The sequence below is a fragment of the Hafnia alvei genome (assembly GCF_900095695.1).
Lineage (GTDB): Bacteria > Pseudomonadota > Gammaproteobacteria > Enterobacterales > Enterobacteriaceae > Hafnia > Hafnia alvei_B.
Genome location: NZ_FMIQ01000036.1, coordinates 35,972 through 57,434, shown reverse-complemented (window position 1 = coordinate 57,434; position 21,463 = coordinate 35,972). Strand labels below are relative to the sequence as shown.

Genomic DNA, 21,463 nt, shown 5'->3' with positions numbered 1-21,463 from the left:
TATTTAAGTCAGAACTCAGGGCTTAAACAAATACCGTAAGCTTCCATCGGGATTCAAATCACGCCATTACCACGACGTGATTATGCTAATGATTCATTACCTGCTTTGCCATCCAGATCTTTTTTGATCACCTGAACTTCCTTACCTTCTTGGTTATGCAGATACACTTCCAGCTGATTAAACGCGATATTAATATCGTTTTCACGACATAGCTGATCGATTCGGCGGTTCAGCTCATCAACCGTATAGCTGCGATCGCGGAGTTCACGCACGTATAACCGCAGCTCATGATCTAATGTGCTCGCCCCAAACGCCAAGAAGAACACCTGGGGTTCGGGATCGTTCATCACGCGTGGGTTTTCTTTGGCCGCTTGCAGAAGAACCTGCTTCACTTTGTCCAGATCGGAACCATAAGCGACCCCCACTTTTATCAGTAAGCGGGTTGTAGTATCGGATAATGACCAGTTGATCAGCCGTTCTGTCACAAACGCCTTATTCGGAATAATCACTTCTTTACGGTCAAAATCGGTGATCGTGGTGGCGCGAATACGAATTCGGCTTACCGTTCCAGAGAAAGTCCCGATAGTAATGGTATCGCCAATGCGAATTGGGCGCTCAAAGAGGATGATGAGGCCAGAGATAAAGTTTCCGAAAATCTCCTGCAAACCAAAACCTAGGCCAACCGATAATCCGGCGGCTAGGAACTGCAGCTTGTCCCATGACACCCCTAGCGAACCGAAGAAGATGATCGTCCCCACCACGATGATCAGATAGGTCAGAACCGTGGTGATGGCATAGGAAGAACCTTGGCGCATTTGAATACGCGAGAGCACCAGCACTTCAAGCAATCCCGGTAAGTTGCGCGTTAAGATATAGGCAATAACCACCGACACCAAAGCAAAGAGCACGCTGCCTAACGTCACGGCCTGTAAGGTCTGGTTTGCACCTGAACCGCTGCTGTAGTGCCACAGGGTGATGCTGTCGAGGTAGGAAATCACCGTAACCAAATCGGACCAAATCCAATACAAAACGCAGCCAAAGATGAGGAATAGCACCATCGTTGTCAGACGCAATGACTGGCTATTAATTTGATCAATCGCCAATGGCGGTTCTTCAACCGGCTCTGAGCCCTCCGCGCCTTCACGCGCGGTATTTTGCTGACGACGAGCCAAAGCGCGTCGGTAGGCTAAACGCCGTGCGGCAACGCTCAATCCACGGATAGCCGTCGCATAAATAATGGTCCATAGCACCATTAAATAGAGGCTATCGAGCCAACGCAGTCCTAGACTTAGCGTGGTATAGAGATAGCCGAACGCGGTAAGCACCATCAGCACCAGAGGCGTCATGGCTAACAGCGTCACCATAATGAGTCGTACGGTATGAGAGTTTTTCTCGCGCCATGCATCGCGACAGATAGGAAAAACAAAAGCGGTAATCAGTGCCAAGGTAATAAGCACTGCAACCTGACCAATCACATCTTCACTCAAGCGCAGCGGTGCTTTTTCGCCCAGCACACACCAGAAAATCAGCGGGATTAACGTGACCCCAACTCGGCGAGTCACGCGGCGATAGTGCGCGCATAGCAGTGGAGAAAGATTAAAATGTTTTTCCGATACCCCTTCCGGCGCTAGCAGGCGATATGTGGTGCTAATAACCATCCAGAACATGGCAAACTGCAACGACAGCGACCATATGAAGTTATTAATACTAATATCCAAGCGGTAGCACCAAAAACCCAGCGCCAGTATGAATAGCGTGCCGGGTAATCCTTTCACCATCAGCAGTCCAATCGCTTTTGGCGTATGCAGCTGTGTATCACGTTTCAGCTGGCCGACTTCGTTGCCAAGCTTTTCCAGCAGCTCATTAATTTTACGATAACGCCAACGGAAAAGGCCGAAGAGGATAAGCAAGGGAATGAAAACGAACATGGAGCTTAGCGCACCTTCAGCCAACGCCCCCGGCTTGAGGTCAAAGTGCAGCGAATTAGCCTGAACTTTTAGGGCATTAGGAAGATCCATAAACCAATTGAGATTCATTGGCTTATTGCTGCTGACCCAGAAAATTTGCTGGGTCAGCGTATGCTGAAGGTATTCATTTACACTCAGCAACTGCTGCTGATTGATCTGCAGGCTAATGGCTAAGGTTAACTGGCTGCCGAGCTGCTTATTGAGCTGATCCAACAGCTCGCGGCGAGCATCAACAATATCTTCTAGCGCGCTAACCACATCGTCAGACGGCTTATCCTTATTTTGACTAAGCAACTGGGTGACATAATCCGTTCCTTGGAATAACGCATCGCGCTTTTCATTGATGTCGAACTGTTCCAAACGTAAGTCGGCAATCTGCGTAGCAACATCGTTAGTCAGTTTTTCCGTCGGCAGATTTTGTTGTTGCTGATAGAGAATGCGCGACAGCAGCAAACTGCCTTTCAGCACCGTTATCTGCTCTTTCAAATTGCGCTCTGCCTGTAGAGAGCGGTCTAGCCAGTTTTTGATACGGATATTTTCCTGAACCAGCGTATTCACGCCCTCGGTCGCTTCGATTAACCGCTTACTCAATTGGCGGTTAATATCGAGCTCGCGCCCAATAATAGGATCCTGCTGAATATCCTGAGTGGCGTCATCAGGGTTTTGCGCTTCCTGCGCCGTCTTTTCAGACTGGGTTAAGCGCTTGCCGTTTTCTACCTCGCGAACCAGTTGAACCATGTGTTCTAACTGATTGATTCTGGCATTGGCGTAATCACGCTGCTTTTGCAGGGAATCTTGTAATGCAGTGTTAGCCGACAAGCTTTGACGCTGGTAGTCGAGGGACATGTTCAGCATCGCCATTTGCGTATTCAGCATGTTTTGCTGTGTTGGACGCATATTGCTGGGATCGGATAACGCGTTTCGGATTTGTTGTATCTGTTGTGACGTCGCCATCATGCTGCTTTGCGCACGCTCTGGCTGGGTCTGAAGAGAAATAAGCTGGCTATTAAAATTGGCTAAGTCTTCCTGCGCGCTTTGTAGGTCATCCAGCGTGCTGCCCATCCTGTTTTCTAGCTGGCGCAAAGAGAGCGTCGACAGCGACGAACGCGTGATGGCTTCGCTATCGGCTTGTTGAATAGATTCTAATCCGCTGAGCGCCTGATTTAGCTTGAGCGGAGCTTGTTGAATCTGCTGTTTAAGCTGCTGGCTTTCCTGCTTGATGCGGTCGATACCGTCGAGGTATTCGAGCGTTTTCATCAAATCCTGCTGCGAAAGTTTTTCTCCCGGCGACAGCGATTTCTGCTTACTTAAAGAATCTAACTGGTTCTGCACTTCAGCCCGCGTCGATATATCGCCGCTCAGTGCTAACGCATAATCAGGAACCAATAAAATAAGCACACTAATAATTAGTGAAATTAAATAAAACTGTGCGCGCCGAGTTAATTTAACAGAGCGTAACGTAATGCTGCCAGCCATCATGGGAAGAGATCGTTTAACGGGAAGAGTAGATTAGCGTAGCACGAAGATATTAAGACAATGAATAGGCAAAAGCCGAAAATGAAATCTATTTTTTATATAATAAATAAGGACGACATTTGTGTGGGAATTAATCCCTATCGTCCTCGTTACGGTTCAATGCAAAATTAGAACGTAAGCACCTTGTCTGCGGCTAGCGTCCACTGAGCCAGCTCAACCAACGTCCCAATCTCAACTCCGTCAATCAACGGTAATGTGCTGATTCCACGGCCATCGGCACAGGTTTTACACAGTTTAAAAGGCACCTGCTGAACCGTCAGAATTTCAATCATCTGCTGGAGGTTATAGCCTTCATGGGGCTTTTGTCCGGCTAAACCCGATGTGACAGCATCAGACATCAAAAAGATTTTCAGCTCAATCTCGCCCTGCTGCTCTTTCATCGCAATAGCCAAGCGCAGCGCGTTAAACAATGATTCTTGGCCATAACCGGCCCCATTGGCGATCAAAACAATTTTCTGCATTAGGATTTCCCTCTGTTCAGCGGCGTCATCGCTACCGTATATGCCGGCGCTTCAAACGGCATGCTAACAGCGCCATGCAGGAGATGTTCGCTGTACTTGATCATGTCGATAAAGCTGTCGACCATAAATGAAGCTTCTTCTTTTAAATCAAAGCTTTCTGGTAAAAATAACCAGCTTTCCATTATACCCGTTATATACGAACGCATCATTACCGCTGTGCGCCGAGTATTAAGTTCGGCAGGCAACTGTTGACACTCAATACAGTTACGTAGCACATTTTCGATGCGCTCAAAATTTTCGAGGTACAAAATCTTGCGAATATCAGCTAAAGAACGCATCTCGCCGACAAATTCGCATTTATGAAATATAATTTCCATCAACGCTTTACGGCGTGGGTCATCCACGGTTGCGACTAAGATATAAATTAGGATTTCGCGTAAAATCCTAAGTGGATTATCTGGATACTTTGCTTGATACTCTATCTCTAAGTCACTGACTTTTGATTCGGTCAGGTTCCAGACTTCATTAAAAAGGTCTACTTTATTTTTAAAGTGCCAATAAATTGCGCCACGCGTCACACCAGCTGCGTTGGCAATATCCGTTAGAGAGGTAGCGGACACACCGCGTGCGGAAAACTCACATACTGCCGCTTCAAGTATTTGCAGTCGGGTTGCTTGAGCTTGCTCTTTGGTTTTTCGTGCCATGGCGTTATATTTTTAATGTGCTTTGATTTACATACATTCATGAATGTATGTACCATAACATGCAGTTTTAATTAGCGCAGCAATGGGTTTTCACAAATGAATCAATACCCATTTAACAATCGAACTCTTGAGGTTATCTATGAATAAAAACAGAGGGTTAACGCCTCTGGCGGCCGTGCTAATGTTTTCTGGTAGTTTACTTCTTACAGGATGTAACGACGAAAACGAGCAAAAAGGTCAGCAAAGCGCACCTGAGGTGGGTGTTGTGACGCTGAAAGCTGAGCCGTTGAACGTCACCACTGAGCTTCCTGGACGTACATCTGCATATCGCATCGCAGAAGTTCGCCCACAGGTTGGCGGCATCATCCTTAAGCGTAACTTCGTGGAAGGCAGCGACATCCAGGCCGGTTCTTCCCTGTATCAAATCGATCCAGCAACTTATCAGGCCGCTTATGACAGCGCACGTGGCGATTTGGCCAAAGCTGAAGCCGCCGCAAATATCGCTCACCTGACAGTCAATCGCTATAAGACATTAGTCGGTACTAAGTACATCAGTCAGCAAGAATACGATACAGCTGTTGCCGACGCGCGTCAGGCGGATGCAGCCGTTACCGCAGCAAAAGCCGCGGTAGAAACTGCACGTATCAATCTGGCTTACACCAAAGTCACTTCGCCAATCAGCGGTCGTATTGGTAAATCCAGCGTGACCGAGGGGGCTTTAGTGACCTCTAATCAGGCTAATGCGCTGGCAACCGTTCAGCAACTTGACCCGATTTATGTCGACGTGACTCAGTCAAGCAATGACTTCCTGCGTTTAAAAGAAGAGCTGGCTAACGGCACTTTAGAGCAGGAAGGCGGTAAGGCTAAGGCTGAACTGGTGTTGGAAAATGGACAGGTTTACGCACAGAAAGGCTCTCTGGAGTTTTCTGACGTCACCGTTGATGAAAGCACTGGCTCAATCACTATTCGCGCCGTGTTCCCGAATCCTAAAGGCGATTTGTTGCCTGGCATGTTTGTGCGCGCTCGTCTGGATGAAGGGATCAAAAACAATGCGTTGCTCGTACCTCAGCAAGGCGTCACCCGTAATCCTCGCGGTGAAGCAACCGTCATGTTAGTCGGTGCCGACAACAAAGTTGAAAACCGTACCGTAACCGCAGCGCAAGCCATCGGTGATAAATGGTTAGTGACCGATGGTCTGAAATCCGGTGACAAAGTGATTGTGACTGGCTTGCAGAAAGTTCGTCCAGGTGTGCAAGTGAAAGTAGAAGAAGCTTCTGCAGGGAACGCTTCAACAAAAGATGCAGCGGCTAGCGAACCGAAGAAGTCTTAAGTGATGCTCGTTGCTGATACATTGATAAAAAGGAGCCAGTAATTCATGGCTAAGTTTTTTATAGATCGACCTATATTCGCCTGGGTTATCGCCATCATTATCATGCTGGCCGGTACGCTAGCGATTATGAAACTACCGGTGGCGCAATATCCAACGATTGCCCCCCCGGCGGTGTCGATCTCCGCAGTCTACCCTGGTGCTGATGCGCAGACGGTGCAGGACACGGTGACACAGATTATCGAACAGAACATGAACGGTATCGATAATCTGATGTACATGTCCTCTACCAGCGACTCATCGGGTAGCGTGTCGATCACGCTTACCTTCCAGTCTGGTACTGACCCGGATATCGCACAGGTTCAGGTGCAGAACAAATTGCAGCTAGCAACGCCGTTGCTGCCGCAAGAAGTTCAGCAACAAGGGATCAGCGTTGAGAAATCCAGTAGTAGCTTCCTGATGGTTGCTGGCTTTATTTCTGATGACGGAAGTATGTCTCAGGATGATATCGCCGACTACGTGGCTTCCAACATTAAAGATCCGATCAGCCGTTCCGAAGGGATTGGTGACGTACAGCTGTTTGGTGCTCAGTACGCGATGCGTATCTGGTTAGACCCAAATAAGCTGAACAACTACCAAATGACCCCTCTGGACGTGATCAACCAGATCAAAGTCCAGAACAACCAGATTGCAGCTGGCCAATTAGGTGGCGCTCCTCCGGTTCCTGGTCAGCAGTTGAACGCCTCAATCATTGCGCAAACGCGCTTACAGACACCGGAAGAATTCGGCAAGATCCTGATGAAGGTTCAAACCGATGGTTCTCGCGTGCTGCTGCGTGACGTAGCCAAGATTGAGCTAGGCGGCGAAAACTATAACGTTATCGCACGCTTTAACGGCAAACCTGCCGCAGGTCTGGGGATTAAACTGGCAACCGGCGCTAACGCACTGGATGCCGCTGAAGGGGTTAAAAAAGAGCTGGCTAAGTTGCAGCCCTTCTTCCCTGCCAGCATGAAGGTTGTTTATCCATACGACACCACGCCGTTCGTTAAGATTTCCATCAACGAAGTTGTGAAAACGTTGTTGGAAGCTATCGTGCTGGTGTTCTTGGTTATGTATCTGTTCTTACAGAACATTCGTGCAACCTTGATCCCAACCATCGCGGTTCCTGTGGTTCTGCTAGGGACGTTTGCTGTTCTATCCGCCTTTGGCTATTCGATAAACACCCTAACCATGTTTGGTATGGTGCTCGCGATAGGCCTCTTGGTGGATGACGCCATCGTTGTGGTGGAAAACGTTGAGCGTGTTATGGCCGAAGAGGGCCTACCACCAAAAGAAGCAACGCGTAAATCCATGGAGCAGATTCAGGGCGCCTTGGTGGGGATTGCGATGGTACTGTCCGCAGTATTTATCCCAATGGCATTCTTCGGTGGTTCAACCGGTGCGATTTATCGTCAGTTCTCCATCACTATCGTTTCCGCGATGGTGCTGTCAGTACTGGTAGCAATGATCCTGACACCGGCTCTGTGTGCCACCATGCTTAAACCGATCGAAAAAGGCAGCCATGGTAAAACCACCGGCTTCTTTGGTTGGTTTAACAACATGTTCGATAAGAGCACCGAACACTATACGAATTCCGTTGCTGGCATTCTGCGTGGTACCGGTCGTTATCTGCTGATTTACCTGATTATCGTTGTCGGTATGGGTCTGTTGTTTGTCCGTATGCCAACGTCATTCTTACCGGATGAAGATCAGGGTATTGCTCTGACCATGGTTCAGTTACCGGCTGGTGCAACGCAAGAGCGTACCAACAAGGTTCTGGCGCAAGTCACTGATTATTTCTTGGATAAAGAAAAAGCCAACGTTCAATCCGTCTTTACCGTGAGTGGCTTCGGCTTCAGCGGTCAAGGTCAGAACAACGGCTTGGCCTTCGTCAGCTTGAAACCTTGGGATGAACGTACCGGTGCAGATAACAAGGTTCCAGCCATTATCGCCCGCGCGACTGGCGCATTCAGTAAGATTAAAGATGGCTTGGTGTTCCCATTCAACCTGCCAGCAATTATCGAACTGGGTACGGCTACCGGCTTTGACTTTGAACTTATCGATCAGGCTGGCCTCGGCCACGAAAAACTGACCGAAGCACGTAATCAGCTGTTAGGCATGGCCGCACAGCATCCAGACACCGTGGTTCGTGTACGTCCAAACGGTTTGGAAGATACGCCGCAGTTCAAGATCATTGTCGATCAGGAAAAAGCACAGGCGTTAGGCGTTTCGATTTCAGACATCAACCAAACGCTGTCTACCGCGTTGGGTGGTACTTATGTGAACGACTTCATCGACCGTGGTCGTGTGAAGAAAGTTTACGTACAGGCTGATGCGCCATATCGTATGCTGCCAAACGATATCAATAACTACTATGTCCGTGGTGATTCAGGACAAATGGTACCGTTCTCAGCGTTCTCATCATCAAAATGGGAATATGGTTCTCCGCGTCTGGAACGATATAACGGCCTGCCATCCATGGAAATCCTTGGGGAAGCTGCACCGGGTAAAAGTACCGGTGAAGCAATGGCTCTGATGGAAGATTTGGTGACCAAGCTGCCTACCGGTATCGGTTTTGACTGGACAGGAATGTCCTATCAGGAACGCCTATCAGGTAACCAAGCTCCGGCGCTGTATGCCATCTCGCTCATCGTGGTCTTCCTATGCTTGGCTGCATTGTATGAAAGCTGGTCAATTCCGTTCTCCGTTATGCTCGTGGTTCCATTGGGCGTTATCGGTGCACTGTTGGCAGCAACGATGCGTGGTATGAACAACGACGTTTACTTCCAAGTAGGCTTGTTGACGACCATCGGACTTTCGGCCAAGAACGCCATACTTATCGTCGAGTTTGCTAAAGACTTGATGGATAAAGAAGGTAAAGGGCTGATTGAAGCAACGTTAGAAGCGGTACGCATGCGTCTACGTCCAATCCTAATGACGTCTCTGGCATTTATGCTGGGTGTTCTGCCATTGGCTATCAGCTCCGGTGCCGGTTCTGGTGCACAGAATGCAGTGGGTACAGGCGTAATGGGCGGTATGGTTACAGCAACTATTCTGGCCATCTTCTTCGTACCGATGTTCTTTGTGGTCGTTCGCCGTCGCTTTAACAAAGGCGGTGAAGACATTGAACATAGCCATCCCGTTGACCATCAGGTGAAATAATTTATCTCCTGCTCAAAAGGTCGCATATGCGGCCTTTTTTATTGCCCTTCTCGACCATTTCTCACCAGTTTAAAAATCCTGTTCAACAATCCGCTTGCATCGGCAAAAAATGCGCCGCATAATAATTGTTATGTTATAACATAAATAAAGAGTGAGAAATGAAAGCCAATATACATCCAAACTACCGCACCGTGGTTTTCCACGACACAACTGCAGATGCTTATTACAAAATCGGTTCAACAATCCAATCCGATCGCACTATCGAATTGGATGGGGTTAGCTATCCGTATGTCACGCTAGAGGTCTCTTCCGCTTCCCATCCTTATTACACGGGTAAGCAGAAAGAGTTTTCTAAAGAAGGCAGCGCAGCTAAATTCCAGCAACGTTTCGGTCACTTTATGACGAAGAAAAAACCTGTAGAGGTTAACTAATGCAAGTCTTAAGCTCATTACGATCCGCAAAAAAGCGCCACCCTGACTGCAAAATTGTAAAACGTCATGGCCGCATATTTGTTATCTGCAAGTCGAATCCACGCTTCAAAGCCGTACAGGGAGGAAAGAAAAAACGCTGAATATGTCTGTTTTTACTCACCACAGCCCCACATCGTGGGGCTGCTCCCGCCTCTTCATCACACTGCTCTCTTTACCCTGCCTTATGCCTAGTCTTACTTCCAACATATTGAAAAAAAAAGAATCAGCGCTCTAGAACTTAGTTCTCACACCAAGACTCATAAACTCTGCGTAATAAAAAGTAAAATTCACTTGGTTAGGTACCTATTTGTGCAATAATCATAGAGAGATAATTATTTTCAAGTCATTACCCGATGTTTAATTAGTTAAATGCCTTTAGAATCGCAAGGTAATTTGTTTTAGAGTTGTCTGAAAAGCGTTTAAAAAACACGCAAAACGCCTTAATTAAATACTTATTAACACAAATTATCGCCAATCTAGATGTGCTTTTGCTATGATGTTGCGGCCTTTAGTAATGCTTATGGTTGTAAACTGCTTTTGACGTTTATTGTTGTGGCTTCACGGCAACATAGACTAATTCGTTGAGACAACGTTGAGCAAGGTGGAGGCATGATATGGATGAATACACGTCTTATCAGCACGATATAACAGAGCTGAAATACCTCTGCAATATGCTGTATAATCAGGGAATGGAAGTTCTGAGTGATAGCCATCATGGCTGGGTTAATGACCCAACTGCTGTAGCTAATCTGCAACTAAATGAATTAAACGAACATATCGCAACGTTTGGTTTAACGTTCAAGATTAAGTATCCAAAGAGTTCAGAATTAACTGAAATATTAGATGAGTATCTTGACGAAACTTATAGTCTGTTTAGTAATTACAGCATAAATGAACCAGAACTTAAAAAATGGCTTAAAGCAAAAGGCCGTATTTTGCGTTATTTAGCGGGTGAAAAACCAGCATCCGCGTTGAATTTTTAACCTTCGAACAGGAGTTTTTATGACTAAAATTGATTACCTTATGCGTTTACGCAAGTGCACAACGCTAGACACCTTAGAGCGCGTAATTGAAAAAAACAAATACGAACTCTCCGACGATGAGCTAGAAACATTCTACTCAGCCGCCGACCATCGTTTGGCCGAACTTACCATGAACAAACTGTACGATAAGATCCCTGCTGAAGTTTGGAAGTATGTACGTTAATTAGTTAATCTAAGTTGTCACTTAAGAAATTACCTTTATTTATTACTTAACGATTAATAAACACTTTTATCAATTGGATTAATCACCAATGGTTTTCCATTTGTATTTTTGCACCTTACATTAGGTGCTACTGTTTCAGCAGCCAGAAAGAAAAACAGTAAAGGCCAATGACGTATATATACGCTGGCCTTTACTCGCTCTATTCACCTGATAAATCCGTACTACGCCGCAATCTATCTAGGTCAATAGCCTTTTCTTTAATCACATTGAGCTTGGTTTCAGCCGCGACAAGGCCCCATACAGTCCCCTGCTCTTGTTGATAAAACGCATTTATCGCTAGAAAGTAATCATCTTTGTATTTAACCCACCCTCTTTGCGCGATTTTTAGTTTTGCCTGTGCAACTTCGGATTGATCTTTGAGTAATGATTTATACTGTTTATTTAACTCAACATCCCACGCTTTCATCGCAGTCTGATAACAGTCAGAAATATCTTGTGTCGCAGAAGCCGCATTTTTACAGAGCGCCAAAGCAGCATCGATATCTTTGCCCAAAGGCGTTTTGGCATGTACTGATAGACTGCATGAAAACAACACTATCGCCAGTAACCCTTCCTTCATCACGATAACCTCATTAATTCACCCAATAGAAAGAATATATACAACTTCTCTCGCACTTGCGTATTACCGTTGTGGCAAAACGATGATGATTAGGCAATACAACGGGTTTGAGAATAGGTCAGTAACAGATGAAAGAACCGAAAGGTTTTAAAGCTAAGATAATTACAGAGGTATAAATGGGTGGAGGCCCTGCCAGCTACATCCCGGCACACACGTCGCCTGCTGCGGCTGCTTCCTTCCGGATCTGACCGAGTTCACAAGTTAGCGTTGCGGGAGAACCAACAGGGCCTCCATTGATGAGCGACTGAATTTGCTACTGCATAACGTCATGCATAACTTCAGTGCGGGGGCATTATCAGTGATGACTCCGCGAAATGCAAGGCTAAGGCTGTCGAACGTCGTTTTATTAAACAATCATTCAATCCATCAGCCCCTTATGGCAAACTGAGCTCATATTCCGAGCCACTAACTTTGAACTTCAACGTCTTATGCCAAAAGATAGCCCATCGATACCTGAAGATAATTTTCGCCAACGTGTTTTGATGTCAATTCACGCTATCCCCTTTGGCAAGGTAGCGACATATGGACAAATAGCTCGCCTTGCGGGCTCCTCACGTGCGGCACGACAGGTTGGTGGTATTTTACGCAAGCTCCCCCAGGGTTCCTCGATTCCTTGGTATCGCGTCATCAATCGCAGCGGCAACATCTCTCTGATTGGCCCTGATTACGTACGTCAGCGTACCGCCTTGCAAGATGAAGGCGTCACCTTCAACGCTAGCGGCGTTATCGATTTGGCTCTTTACGGATGGGATCCATCGCAGCTATAAAAAAACCTGCCACGATGGGCAGGTTTTCTATATCGCCATCGCCTAAACGAATATTAGAAAGGTGATGCTCCCTCAACCTTCTTTTTTTCACTCAACACGGTGGCAGCGCCATCAGCGGAAACTGGCACCAAGACCAGATCTTTCTGCGTGCCAGCGTTGTTATTCACCACTTCATTCAGCGTATCGGTGATGAACACTAAGCGACCGTCGACTTTAATTGCCGCGCTCAGGTTAATACGCTGGTTTGGCTGAATATCCTGAGGATTATACGGCAGAACAAAGTTATAAGGTGGCTGTTTGCCATCGGTGCGGAACACTTTCTGTGACAACACACGAGCAGGCGCATCCGCCAGAGAAACATCGGCTAAGGTGACCGTAACTTCCGCATTCGGTGGCAGAGCGATGCGCTGACGAATATTCACGCTACCGCGTACCGCTGGGCCGCTAATCTGCGATGCATCTGCAGTCACTTGATTACCCGGAGCCGGCGTTGGAACATCAGCGGCATTTGAAGAACAGCCAGCAACCGTTGCGGTCATCAGTACACCACCTACAATTTTCCAGAGTTTCATAAGTTCGGTCTCCTTCCTTTTATTTTTGTTATCGGATGCCAATCTACAAAAGCACATTGAGCAACCGATACGAGCCTCTTAAAATAGTTTCTTAAACTACGATACTTGATAAGCATGGCACAAAGCGCTGAGTTTTCCAGTTTTATCTACTTTACATTAACATTTTCAGATAATTGAACCCTAGAAACGATGGCAACCCCTTAAATAGTTTTGTGATAAGTTCTGCCATAATTGATAATGCAATTGGGGTTTTCGCTCCTGTTTTCAACACTGGTTAATTAGGATCTCACTCATGAGTCAGGCATTAAAAAATTTACTCGATCTGTTAGATCTGGAAAAAATCGAAGAAGGGATCTATCGCGGGCAGAGTGAAGATCTTGGCTTACGTCAGGTTTTTGGCGGTCAGGTGGTTGGTCAAGCGCTCTATGCCGCGAAACAAACGGTGCCTTTAGAACGCAATATTCACTCCTTTCACAGCTATTTCCTCCGCCCCGGCGATAGCAGCCAGCCGATAATCTATGACGTTGAAAATCTGCGTGACGGCAATAGTTTCAGCGCGCGCAGGGTAAAGGCGGTGCAACACGGTAAACCTATTTTCTACATGACGGCGTCTTTCCAGACTGCAGAAGACGGTTTCGAACACCAGAACGTGATGCCCGATGTACCCGCGCCGGAATCATTAAAATCTGAGTCTGAAATTGCCAGTAGCATGGCGCACCTTATCCCTGAAGCCGTACGTGAAAAATTTACCTGTGAAAAACCGCTGGAGATGCGTCCGGTAAGTTTCCATAACCCTTTGATGGGCAAAGTAGAAGAGCCAATCCGTAACGTTTGGTTCAAAGCCAATGGCGAAATGCCTGACGACCCACGTATTCATCAGTACTTGCTGGGTTACGCGTCTGATTTCAACTTCCTACCAACCGCCTTACAGCCACACGGTAAAGGGTTCTTAGAGCCTGGCATGCAGGTCGCAACGATTGACCATTCGATGTGGTTCCATCGCCCGTTCCGCTTAGATGAGTGGCTACTTTATGCGGTCGAGAGCACCTCAGCGTCTGGCGCTCGCGGTTTTGTACGTGGACAATTCTATAACCGAGCCGGTGAGCTGATTGCGTCTACGGTGCAGGAAGGCGTAATCCGCCAGCGTTCGTAAAAACGAGCATCACTCATAACGCAAAAGGGCGGATTTCTCCGCCCTTTTCACATCTGTGATTGAACGATAAAAAAGGAAACTACTGGTTGTACGCGTTCTCACCGTGACTGTTGACGTCTAAGCCTTCACGCTCTTGTTCTTCCGGCACACGCAGGCCAACACAAACATCGGCAATCTTGAAGGCAATTAACGCTGCCACACCGGACCAAACAATGCAGACCACAACGCTAAGAGCCTGCACGCCTAACTGATGACCCATCGTCACCCCTTCGGCATAACCGGTTCCTCCCAAAGACGTTGCAGTTAGGATACCCGTGGCTAAACACCCCACGATACCGCACACGCCATGTACACCGAATACGTCACAGGTATCATCCACCTTCAGCCAGCGTTTCAGCATCACCACGCCCCACAGCCCAGCGATACCCGCAATCAGGCCGAGCAACAGCGCGCCTCCCACTCCAACGGTGCCTGCGGCAGGCGTTACCGCAACCAGCCCAGCGATACAGCCAGAACACGCACCCAGCAGAGAGGGTTTCCCGCGCGTCATCCACTCAGCTAATACCCAAGACAGAATCGCTCCCGCTGTCGCCACCACCGTATTCACAAAGGCCAGCGCGGCAATTTCATTCGCTGCACTTGCCGATCCTGCGTTAAAGCCAAACCAACCGATATACAGAATCGCAGTCCCCATAAAGACCATCGGCAGGTTATGGGGTTTAAAGGCTTCTTTGCCAAATCCGGCACGCTTACCTAGCAGATACGCACCGACCAAGCCGGCAATCGCAGCGTTGATATGCACGACCGTACCACCCGCAAAGTCCAGCGCCCCGTCTGCTGCTAAATATCCACCGCCCCACACCATATGAGCCATCGGAATATAGGAAAGCGTGAACCACAGCACAGCGAAAATTAGCACTGCAGAAAAGCGAATGCGTTCTGCAAACGAGCCAACTATCAAACCAACGGTAATACAGGCGAATGATCCCTGAAACGCAACGTGGATCATTTTATAGAATGAGCCGGTTAAATCAGTTAGCCCAATCCCTTTCAGCATCACTTCATCTAGGTTGCCAAAAATGGCATTACCGGCACCAAATGCTAAAGAGTAGCCATAGACAACCCACAGCACACAGATGGCGGCAAACGTCACCATCACCTGCGTCATCAATGACAGTACGTTTTTAGAACGTAATAAGCCGCCATAAAATAGGCCAATGCCGGGGATGGTCATAAACAGAACGAGCGCGGTACAAATCATCATAAAGGCGTTATCAGCCTTATCTGCTACGGCTGGCGTTGCAGCCATGGCGGCACCGGGTAGTAATAAAGCACTCCCCAGAGCTAAAGTGGATAAGCGTGTTTTCATCATTAATCCATCCCTATCTGTGTGAGTTATTAATTACAGAGCCGCTTCGTCGGTTTCACCGGTACGAATGCGAATAACGCGCTGTAGTTCGGCAACAAAGATTTTCCCGTCACCAATTTTTCCGGTATAGGCTGATTTGCTGATGACATCGATCACCTCATCGAGCTGATCGTCGGCAATCGCCACATCAATTTTCACTTTGGGCAAGAAATTTACGTTGTACTCCGCCCCACGATACAACTCGGCGTGGCCTTTCTGGCGCCCAAATCCCTTCACCTCGGTAACGGTCAGTCCCTGGATCCCAACAGAGGAAAGGGCTTCACGTACGTCTTCCAGTTTGAACGGCTTTATTACCACGGTTACAAGCTTCATACGGCCTCTCCTCACATGACTTCGAATAATTTCGTCTACGCATTGATATGAGCAAAGGCTATGCCAACTTTGCATAAGGTTAGTCCGCGGAAGAAAATGCTGGTTTTAGGGAGGGACAGACACGGTTACAGCAGATAAAACGTGAGGCATTTCTCAAAAACGCACCAATAGCGTGCAATCAGGAAAGATACGGTGCATTTTTTTTACACAATTCAAAGCTACGATGCACTGCAAATGCACAGAGGCAATTGCCGTGATTGACGCTGCAAAAACAAAAAGCCGGTGCTATGCATCCGTGGCATAACAACCGGCTTTTTAGCTGCGGAAAATATTTAGATCGTCGGTGAGTCTTGATGCAATCCAGCCGCCAGCGCCTCTCCCACCAATTGCAGCTGATGCATTTGGTAGTAACGTCCCTGCTTCGCTAACAGCTCATGATGCGAGCCTTGTTCTACCGCCTGTCCTCGGTGCAGAACAAGAATAGAGTCAGCATCGACAATGGTCGACAAGCGATGAGCAATAACAATTAAGGTTGTTTGCTGGCGAATCACATTGAGCGCTTTCTGAATTGCCTGCTCGGTACCGGAGTCTATATTGGCCGTAGCCTCATCCAGAATGAGGATTTGAGGAGCCTGAACCAGCACACGCGCCATCGCTAACAGCTGTTTTTGCCCCACAGACAGATTATTACCCTGTTCACCCAGCTGGGTTTGAATCCCCTGCGGCCAGCTTCTGACCAGCGGTGCAAGCTGGACATCCTCCAGCGCTTTCCACACCTGATCCTCGCTGATATCACGGCCAAGCGTCACGTTATGCATAACCGACTCTGCCATCACCACAGGATCCTGCTGAACCATAGCCACGCCTTCACGCAGAACCTGATGGCTCAGCGTAGGGATCGGTCGGCCATCAATACAGATCTCACCCTGATTAACCGGATAGTAACCCATCAGTAAATTAGCCAGCGTCGATTTACCGCTGCCGGTATGCCCTACCAAAGCCACAAATCCGCGCGATGCAATGTGCAGATTAATATCCTGCAAAACCGGGCGGCCTTCCCGATAGGCAAAAGTCACGTTGTTAACATCGACTCGCCCGCTCTGCAAAGGCTGAATGTCGCCGCCGTAGTTCTGTTGAGCATCATCCATCAACTCGAAAATGCGCTCCCCGGCAACAACGGCCTGCTGCATCATGGACTGTTGGCTCGTGAGCTCAATCAAAGGCTCATTCAGACGACCTAAATAGTTAATGAAAGCATAAAGCACGCCCACGCCAATCGAACCTTCGGCGCTGAAGCCAAACATCATTAGCAATCCACAGAGGATCATCGCGGAGAAGAGGCTCAGCAACGGTCGCAGCAAAAAACCTTCCAGACGCAGTGTTTGCATACGCGCCTGATAATGAGAGCGGCTAACCTCCCCCATTTTCTCACCAAAGCGCGCCTGCTGGCGGAACTGCTGGATAACGCCCATGCCGTTGATCACTTCGTTAAAACCATCATTGATATCAGCAAGATAGCTACGAACGCGACGTACAATCGGCGTGCTGTAATGTTGATAAACCGCCATCACTACAAACACGGCGGGGAAAATACAAATAGAAATCAGCGCCATTCGCCAATCAAGGGTAAACATGGCCACCAGCATCGCACCAATCAGCGCCGCGCTTTTCAGCACCGTCGCCACCACCGTGACATAAAGATCTTTGATCACTTCAGTGTCGTTGGTCACTCGCGAAATAAGCTGCCCAACAGGCTGATTATCAAAAGCGGATAGAGGCTGACGCAGCGCAGCATCCATAACGTCGGTACGTAGCTGTTGTACGACGCCAACCGCCGCACGGTTGAACAATAATGCCTGCGCATACTGCAAGCCCGCGGCGGTAAATTCAAGCAGCAGATATAACAGTGCTAAGCCTGTCACCAACCCAAGTCTGAGATCGCCTTTGGCAACCACATTATCGATGAAGTAGCTGATGATAATCGGGCCACAAACTTCCGCAGCCGCAGCCACCCATAGCATAACCACGGCAATCGCCAACGGTTTTTTGTACGGGCCACCATAGGCGAGCAGGCGTTTCAGGGTGGGCCAGAGCTGTTTGATATTACGCATTATCTGGCTCCTGAATCTGCGAATCGGGTTCATCAAGCTGAGCTTCAATTTGCTGGAAGCGATGCATATCTCGATACCAACCGCGCTGTTGGCTCAGTTCAGTGTGCAAGCCACGCTGAGCCACAACGCCTTGCTGCAGAACAAGGATCTCGCTGGCTTCTGTCAGCGCAGAAAGACGATGAGCGCTGATAATCACCGTTCGATTCTCTCCCCATTCGCGCAGATTATGCAGAATTTGATATTCTGTGCGGCCGTCAACCGCCGATAGCGCATCGTCGAGGATCAAAATCTCGGCATCTAATAGCAATGCTCGAGCGATAGAAATGCGCTGCTTTTGCCCACCGGACAGCATCACACCACGCTCTCCCACTTCGGTTTGATAGCCTTCAGGCAAGCGCAGAATATCCTCATGTACGCTGGCGAGCTTCGCCACGCGTTCAATGTCTTCTTGTGTTACATCAGGTTTACCTAATGCAATATTCATGGCAACAGAATCCGAGAACAGGAAAGGTGTTTGGCTCACCACGGCGAGGCGAGCGCGCCATTCATCAAGACGCAGCTCACGCAAAGAGATGCCGTGGAAACACACTTCCCCTTGGTCGGGATCAAACTGTCGCTGAATCAATGAGAGCAACGCGCTTTTGCCCGCCCCCGTTGGCCCGCACAGGCCTAGCATCTGACCCGGCGCGAGATTGAACTGGATGTTATGCAGTACAGGATGAGTCCCTTCGCTATAGGCGAAACGCTCGATATTAACACTAAGAGCACCTCGCCCCAGTGGTAAAGACCGCTCGCCGTCTTGAACGGTTGATGGCTCGGACAGCATGCTGCGAATACGGCTATAGGCCGCGCTACCGCGCTCCACGATGTTAAACATCCACGCTAATGCCAACATCGGCCAAATCATTAAGCCCAGATACATCACAAAGCTGGTCAATTGCCCTAACGTTAGGTGACCATGAATCACCATCACCCCGCCGCCGCCGATCGCCAGCAAGTTGGCACAGCCAATCGCGATAAAAATCGTCGGGTTAAAGCGTGCATCGACCTTGGCCACGTGCATATTGCGGACACCGGCTTCAGCTGCAACGTCGGCAAAGCGTTTCGACTGATGATTTTCTAAACCAAAGGATTTAATCATGCGAATGCTGGTCAAGCTCTCTTGAGCCTGATCGTTGAGCATAGAGAAAGCCGCCTGCGCAGACTTAAACCGCGAGTGTAGCTGCGCGCCTTGATGCTTAATGACCATAGCCATAATCGGCATTGGAATAAGAGACAGCAGCGTCAGCTCCCAGCTTATTTGGGTGCTCATCACAAACAGCACCGCCAAGCCCATAACCAGCGAGTCCACCAGCGTCAATACACCTTCACCCGCGGCGAAAACAACGCGATCGACGTCGTTGGTCGCTCTAGCGATCAAATCGCCGGTACGGTGGCGGTGATAAAATGAAGGGGCTTGGTTACTGAGCTGACGATAATATTTTTCACGCAGTTCAACGGCCAGCAAATAGGACGCACCGAATAGCAGCACTCGCCACACATAGCGCAACAGATACACCACCACCGCGACGAGCAGTAAAATACCAATCCAAAACGCCAGCGTTGTGGCAGGCATATGCTGTTTTGACACGCCGTCAATCACGATGCCAACAATGCGCGGCGGCACCAGCTGCAAGATAGCGATAACGACTAATAAAAGTACGGCTCCCAGATATCGCCGCCATTCACGACGAAAATACCAGCCTAGTTGGGCAAATAATCTCACGTATTTTTATTCCATAGCCCGCTATGGGCTTTGATTTTGAATGCTGTATATATAAACAGCACTAGGATAACACCGATAGGAAACTTAGGTAACTGCGTGATGGGCAAATTTGTGTGCTTTATTCACCCACGGGCAAAAACGTGGTGCTTTTTATTTGTTCCATCGCAAAACTGGAAGTGACGTCACTTAAGCCTTTCACCGCATTCACCAATCGCTTATAAAAAGCATCGTAGCTTTTCATGTCCGCAACCTGCACCTGCATTAAATAATCGTACTCTCCTGCCATACGATAAAACGCAAGGATTTCAGGCATGTGCTCAACCTGCTGCACAAAATGATGATACCACTCACTGCTGTGATGCTGGGTTTTGATCATAACAAACGCGGTCAGACCAAGGCCAAGCTTATCCTTGTCTAGCAGCGCCACACGCCCAACGATATAGCCCTCATCTTCTAGGCGTTTTAGGCGTTTCCAGCAGGGCGTAGAGGTCAAGTTGACCGCATCGGCCAACACCTGCAACGACTGAGTGCAGTCGCGCTGTAAGAGTTCCAACAGTTTTCGGTCTGTTTTATCTAACATATATCACTTATGGAGAAATATTTTCTCTTATTAGGCCAATATGAAGTCTATATAGCAACTTCTTTTTCTGCAAAATCCGATAGTCTTATCCCATACGTTCAGACTGACTCACATAGGCCATTATCATGAACAACGCTTGGGTAAAGCACGCTATCAGCGAGATCGAAGCCGATTTTCAACGTTCGGCAGACACACACCTTATTCGCCTAAATCTTCCTACTTTTCCCGGCATCTATTTGTATCTGAAAGATGAGAGCACGCATCCAACCGGCAGCCTGAAACATCGTCTAGCCCGCTCACTCTTTTTATATGGGTTATGTAACGGTTGGATTAAAGAAGACACCACGATCATCGAAGCCTCTTCAGGCAGCACCGCCGTCTCCGAAGCCTATTTCGCTCGACTGCTGAATTTGCCGTTTATCGCCGTGATGCCTTCATGCACCGCACGTAAAAAGGTCGAGCAGATCGAATTCTATGGCGGACACTGCCATTTTGTTGATAGCGCCAGCCAGATTTATGCGGCGTCAGAGCAATTGGCCAAAGAATTAAACGGCCATTACATGGATCAGTTTACCAATGCTGAACGAGCAACCGACTGGCGTGGCAACAATAATATTGCCGATAGCATATTTCGCCAGATGGAGCGCGAGCCGCATCCGGTTCCCGTTTATATCGTCATGAGCGCGGGCACCGGCGGCACGTCTGCAACCTTAGGCCGCTATATTCGTTACCAAGGACACCCGACTCATCTGATGGTGGTCGATCCTGAAAACTCGGTGTTTATGGATAGCTATTTGCAAAAAGACCGCACCATTACGGGCACCTGTGGCAGCAAAATCGAAGGTATCGGACGACCACGAGCTGAGCCTTCATTTATCCCTGAGGCTATCGACAGCATGATGCGGGTTCCAGATGCCGCCAGCATCGCCACTATCCATTGGCTGCAGAAGGTATTAGGGCGCAAGGTCGGCGCTTCGACAGGAACAAATATGTGGGGTGCATTAACGCTGGCACGTCAAATGCGCGATCGTGGCGAACAAGGCGCTATCGTTACCCTGCTCTGCGACAGCGGTGAACGTTATTTAGACACCTACTATGATGCTGATTGGGTGAAAACGAATATTGGCGATTTAAGCCAATATACCCAACAGTTGGAAGCGATGTAGCTTACCTATTCTGTTTAAAGCAGAAATAAAAAACCGGGCTATACACACGATGTGTAG

General features: G+C 48.3%; 19 protein-coding genes and 1 other RNA gene. 9 read left to right on the top strand and 11 right to left on the bottom strand.

All coding sequences use genetic code 11. The features are described 5' to 3' along the window. Positions 1 to 80 precede the first annotated feature (80 nt). From mscK to acrR, 3 genes are all read right to left on the bottom strand, one after another. Complete coding sequence (gene mscK, locus BN1044_RS10240; RefSeq protein WP_072308575.1) at positions 81 to 3,446, bottom strand: mechanosensitive channel MscK; 3,366 nt, start codon at positions 3,444 to 3,446, stop codon at positions 81 to 83. A gap of 164 nt (positions 3,447 to 3,610) precedes the next feature. Continuing rightward, complete coding sequence (locus BN1044_RS10235) at positions 3,611 to 3,964, bottom strand: DsrE/DsrF/TusD sulfur relay family protein (protein ID WP_072308574.1); 354 nt, start codon at positions 3,962 to 3,964, stop codon at positions 3,611 to 3,613. Continuing rightward, positions 3,964 to 4,668, bottom strand: a complete 705-nt coding sequence (acrR, locus tag BN1044_RS10230; protein WP_072308573.1) for a multidrug efflux transporter transcriptional repressor AcrR — start codon at positions 4,666 to 4,668, stop codon at positions 3,964 to 3,966. Before acrR ends, BN1044_RS10235 begins: the two co-directional genes overlap by 1 nt. A 139-nt stretch (positions 4,669 to 4,807) precedes the next feature. Here acrR and BN1044_RS10225 point away from each other — a divergent pair, with 139 nt between their 5' ends. The 6 genes from BN1044_RS10225 to BN1044_RS10200 all read left to right on the top strand — a co-directional run bounded on the left by BN1044_RS10225 (position 4,808) and on the right by BN1044_RS10200 (position 10,872). After that, complete coding sequence (locus BN1044_RS10225; RefSeq protein WP_072308572.1) at positions 4,808 to 5,998, top strand: efflux RND transporter periplasmic adaptor subunit; 1,191 nt, start codon at positions 4,808 to 4,810, stop codon at positions 5,996 to 5,998. Between the two features lie 45 nt (positions 5,999 to 6,043). Beyond that, on the top strand, positions 6,044 to 9,196 hold the full coding sequence (locus BN1044_RS10220) for a multidrug efflux RND transporter permease subunit AcrB (RefSeq protein WP_072308571.1): 3,153 nt from the start codon (positions 6,044 to 6,046) through the stop codon (positions 9,194 to 9,196). A gap of 158 nt (positions 9,197 to 9,354) precedes the next feature. Next, on the top strand, positions 9,355 to 9,627 hold the full coding sequence (locus tag BN1044_RS10215; RefSeq protein WP_072308570.1) for a type B 50S ribosomal protein L31: 273 nt from the start codon (positions 9,355 to 9,357) through the stop codon (positions 9,625 to 9,627). Beyond that, positions 9,627 to 9,767, top strand: a complete 141-nt coding sequence (ykgO, locus tag BN1044_RS10210) for a type B 50S ribosomal protein L36 (RefSeq protein WP_004091741.1) — start codon at positions 9,627 to 9,629, stop codon at positions 9,765 to 9,767. Before BN1044_RS10215 ends, ykgO begins: the two co-directional genes overlap by 1 nt. A 513-nt stretch (positions 9,768 to 10,280) precedes the next feature. Continuing rightward, on the top strand, positions 10,281 to 10,649 hold the full coding sequence (tomB, locus tag BN1044_RS10205; protein ID WP_046457234.1) for an Hha toxicity modulator TomB: 369 nt from the start codon (positions 10,281 to 10,283) through the stop codon (positions 10,647 to 10,649). Between the two features lie 19 nt (positions 10,650 to 10,668). After that, positions 10,669 to 10,872 carry an HHA domain-containing protein gene (locus tag BN1044_RS10200; RefSeq protein WP_004091739.1) on the top strand — a complete coding sequence of 68 codons (204 nt, stop codon included), beginning with the start codon at positions 10,669 to 10,671 and terminating at the stop codon, positions 10,870 to 10,872. A gap of 199 nt (positions 10,873 to 11,071) precedes the next feature. Here the strand turns inward: BN1044_RS10200 and BN1044_RS10195 are convergent, their stop codons facing one another. Both BN1044_RS10195 and ffs read right to left on the bottom strand, forming a co-directional pair. Then, positions 11,072 to 11,491, bottom strand: a complete 420-nt coding sequence (locus tag BN1044_RS10195) for a lysozyme inhibitor LprI family protein (protein ID WP_072308569.1) — start codon at positions 11,489 to 11,491, stop codon at positions 11,072 to 11,074. A 187-nt stretch (positions 11,492 to 11,678) separates the two neighbouring features. Further along, positions 11,679 to 11,775: signal recognition particle sRNA small type (gene ffs, locus BN1044_RS10190), an RNA gene on the bottom strand. Between the two features lie 204 nt (positions 11,776 to 11,979). Here ffs and BN1044_RS10185 point away from each other — a divergent pair. Beyond that, positions 11,980 to 12,318 carry an MGMT family protein gene (locus BN1044_RS10185; RefSeq protein ID WP_072308568.1) on the top strand — a complete coding sequence of 113 codons (339 nt, stop codon included), beginning with the start codon at positions 11,980 to 11,982 and terminating at the stop codon, positions 12,316 to 12,318. A 53-nt stretch (positions 12,319 to 12,371) separates the two neighbouring features. Here BN1044_RS10185 and BN1044_RS10180 read toward each other — a convergent pair whose 3' ends face one another. Then, positions 12,372 to 12,890, bottom strand: coding sequence for a YbaY family lipoprotein (locus BN1044_RS10180; protein ID WP_072308567.1), 519 nt, complete (start codon positions 12,888 to 12,890; stop codon positions 12,372 to 12,374). Between the two features lie 292 nt (positions 12,891 to 13,182). Between BN1044_RS10180 and tesB the strand changes: the two genes are divergently transcribed. Beyond that, positions 13,183 to 14,043, top strand: coding sequence for an acyl-CoA thioesterase II (tesB, locus tag BN1044_RS10175; protein ID WP_072308566.1), 861 nt, complete (start codon positions 13,183 to 13,185; stop codon positions 14,041 to 14,043). 79 nt (positions 14,044 to 14,122) lie between these two features. Here tesB and amtB read toward each other — a convergent pair whose 3' ends face one another. The 5 genes from amtB to BN1044_RS10150 all read right to left on the bottom strand — a co-directional run bounded on the left by amtB (position 14,123) and on the right by BN1044_RS10150 (position 20,240). Continuing rightward, on the bottom strand, positions 14,123 to 15,412 hold the full coding sequence (amtB, locus tag BN1044_RS10170) for an ammonium transporter AmtB (RefSeq protein WP_072308605.1): 1,290 nt from the start codon (positions 15,410 to 15,412) through the stop codon (positions 14,123 to 14,125). Between the two features lie 33 nt (positions 15,413 to 15,445). Beyond that, on the bottom strand, positions 15,446 to 15,784 hold the full coding sequence (gene glnK / locus BN1044_RS10165) for a P-II family nitrogen regulator (protein WP_004091732.1): 339 nt from the start codon (positions 15,782 to 15,784) through the stop codon (positions 15,446 to 15,448). 332 nt (positions 15,785 to 16,116) lie between these two features. Then, positions 16,117 to 17,895 carry a SmdB family multidrug efflux ABC transporter permease/ATP-binding protein gene (locus BN1044_RS10160; protein ID WP_072308565.1) on the bottom strand — a complete coding sequence of 593 codons (1,779 nt, stop codon included), beginning with the start codon at positions 17,893 to 17,895 and terminating at the stop codon, positions 16,117 to 16,119. Next, the gene (locus BN1044_RS10155; RefSeq protein WP_072308564.1) at positions 17,888 to 19,660 is read right to left on the bottom strand and encodes a SmdA family multidrug ABC transporter permease/ATP-binding protein; all 1,773 of its coding nucleotides are present in this window, start codon (positions 19,658 to 19,660) and stop codon (positions 17,888 to 17,890) included. Before BN1044_RS10155 ends, BN1044_RS10160 begins: the two co-directional genes overlap by 8 nt. A 118-nt stretch (positions 19,661 to 19,778) precedes the next feature. Continuing rightward, positions 19,779 to 20,240, bottom strand: a complete 462-nt coding sequence (locus tag BN1044_RS10150; RefSeq protein ID WP_025799970.1) for an Lrp/AsnC family transcriptional regulator — start codon at positions 20,238 to 20,240, stop codon at positions 19,779 to 19,781. Positions 20,241 to 20,365: 125 nt separating this feature from the next. On the opposite strand from BN1044_RS10150, the gene BN1044_RS10145 reads away from it, so the two are divergent. Beyond that, positions 20,366 to 21,406, top strand: coding sequence for a PLP-dependent cysteine synthase family protein (locus BN1044_RS10145; protein WP_072308563.1), 1,041 nt, complete (start codon positions 20,366 to 20,368; stop codon positions 21,404 to 21,406). Positions 21,407 to 21,463 lie beyond the last annotated feature (57 nt).

Coding starts and splice junctions, on each gene's coding strand:
- mscK (WP_072308575.1), bottom strand. CDS start 3,446: ATGATGGCTGGCAGCATTACGTTACGCTCTGTTAAATTAACTCGGCGC.
- BN1044_RS10235 (WP_072308574.1), bottom strand. CDS start 3,964: ATGCAGAAAATTGTTTTGATCGCCAATGGGGCCGGTTATGGCCAAGAA.
- acrR (WP_072308573.1), bottom strand. CDS start 4,668: ATGGCACGAAAAACCAAAGAGCAAGCTCAAGCAACCCGACTGCAAATA.
- BN1044_RS10225 (WP_072308572.1), top strand. CDS start 4,808: ATGAATAAAAACAGAGGGTTAACGCCTCTGGCGGCCGTGCTAATGTTT.
- BN1044_RS10220 (WP_072308571.1), top strand. CDS start 6,044: ATGGCTAAGTTTTTTATAGATCGACCTATATTCGCCTGGGTTATCGCC.
- BN1044_RS10215 (WP_072308570.1), top strand. CDS start 9,355: ATGAAAGCCAATATACATCCAAACTACCGCACCGTGGTTTTCCACGAC.
- ykgO (WP_004091741.1), top strand. CDS start 9,627: ATGCAAGTCTTAAGCTCATTACGATCCGCAAAAAAGCGCCACCCTGAC.
- tomB (WP_046457234.1), top strand. CDS start 10,281: ATGGATGAATACACGTCTTATCAGCACGATATAACAGAGCTGAAATAC.
- BN1044_RS10200 (WP_004091739.1), top strand. CDS start 10,669: ATGACTAAAATTGATTACCTTATGCGTTTACGCAAGTGCACAACGCTA.
- BN1044_RS10195 (WP_072308569.1), bottom strand. CDS start 11,491: ATGAAGGAAGGGTTACTGGCGATAGTGTTGTTTTCATGCAGTCTATCA.
- BN1044_RS10185 (WP_072308568.1), top strand. CDS start 11,980: ATGCCAAAAGATAGCCCATCGATACCTGAAGATAATTTTCGCCAACGT.
- BN1044_RS10180 (WP_072308567.1), bottom strand. CDS start 12,890: ATGAAACTCTGGAAAATTGTAGGTGGTGTACTGATGACCGCAACGGTT.
- tesB (WP_072308566.1), top strand. CDS start 13,183: ATGAGTCAGGCATTAAAAAATTTACTCGATCTGTTAGATCTGGAAAAA.
- amtB (WP_072308605.1), bottom strand. CDS start 15,412: ATGAAAACACGCTTATCCACTTTAGCTCTGGGGAGTGCTTTATTACTA.
- glnK (WP_004091732.1), bottom strand. CDS start 15,784: ATGAAGCTTGTAACCGTGGTAATAAAGCCGTTCAAACTGGAAGACGTA.
- BN1044_RS10160 (WP_072308565.1), bottom strand. CDS start 17,895: ATGCGTAATATCAAACAGCTCTGGCCCACCCTGAAACGCCTGCTCGCC.
- BN1044_RS10150 (WP_025799970.1), bottom strand. CDS start 20,240: ATGTTAGATAAAACAGACCGAAAACTGTTGGAACTCTTACAGCGCGAC.
- BN1044_RS10145 (WP_072308563.1), top strand. CDS start 20,366: ATGAACAACGCTTGGGTAAAGCACGCTATCAGCGAGATCGAAGCCGAT.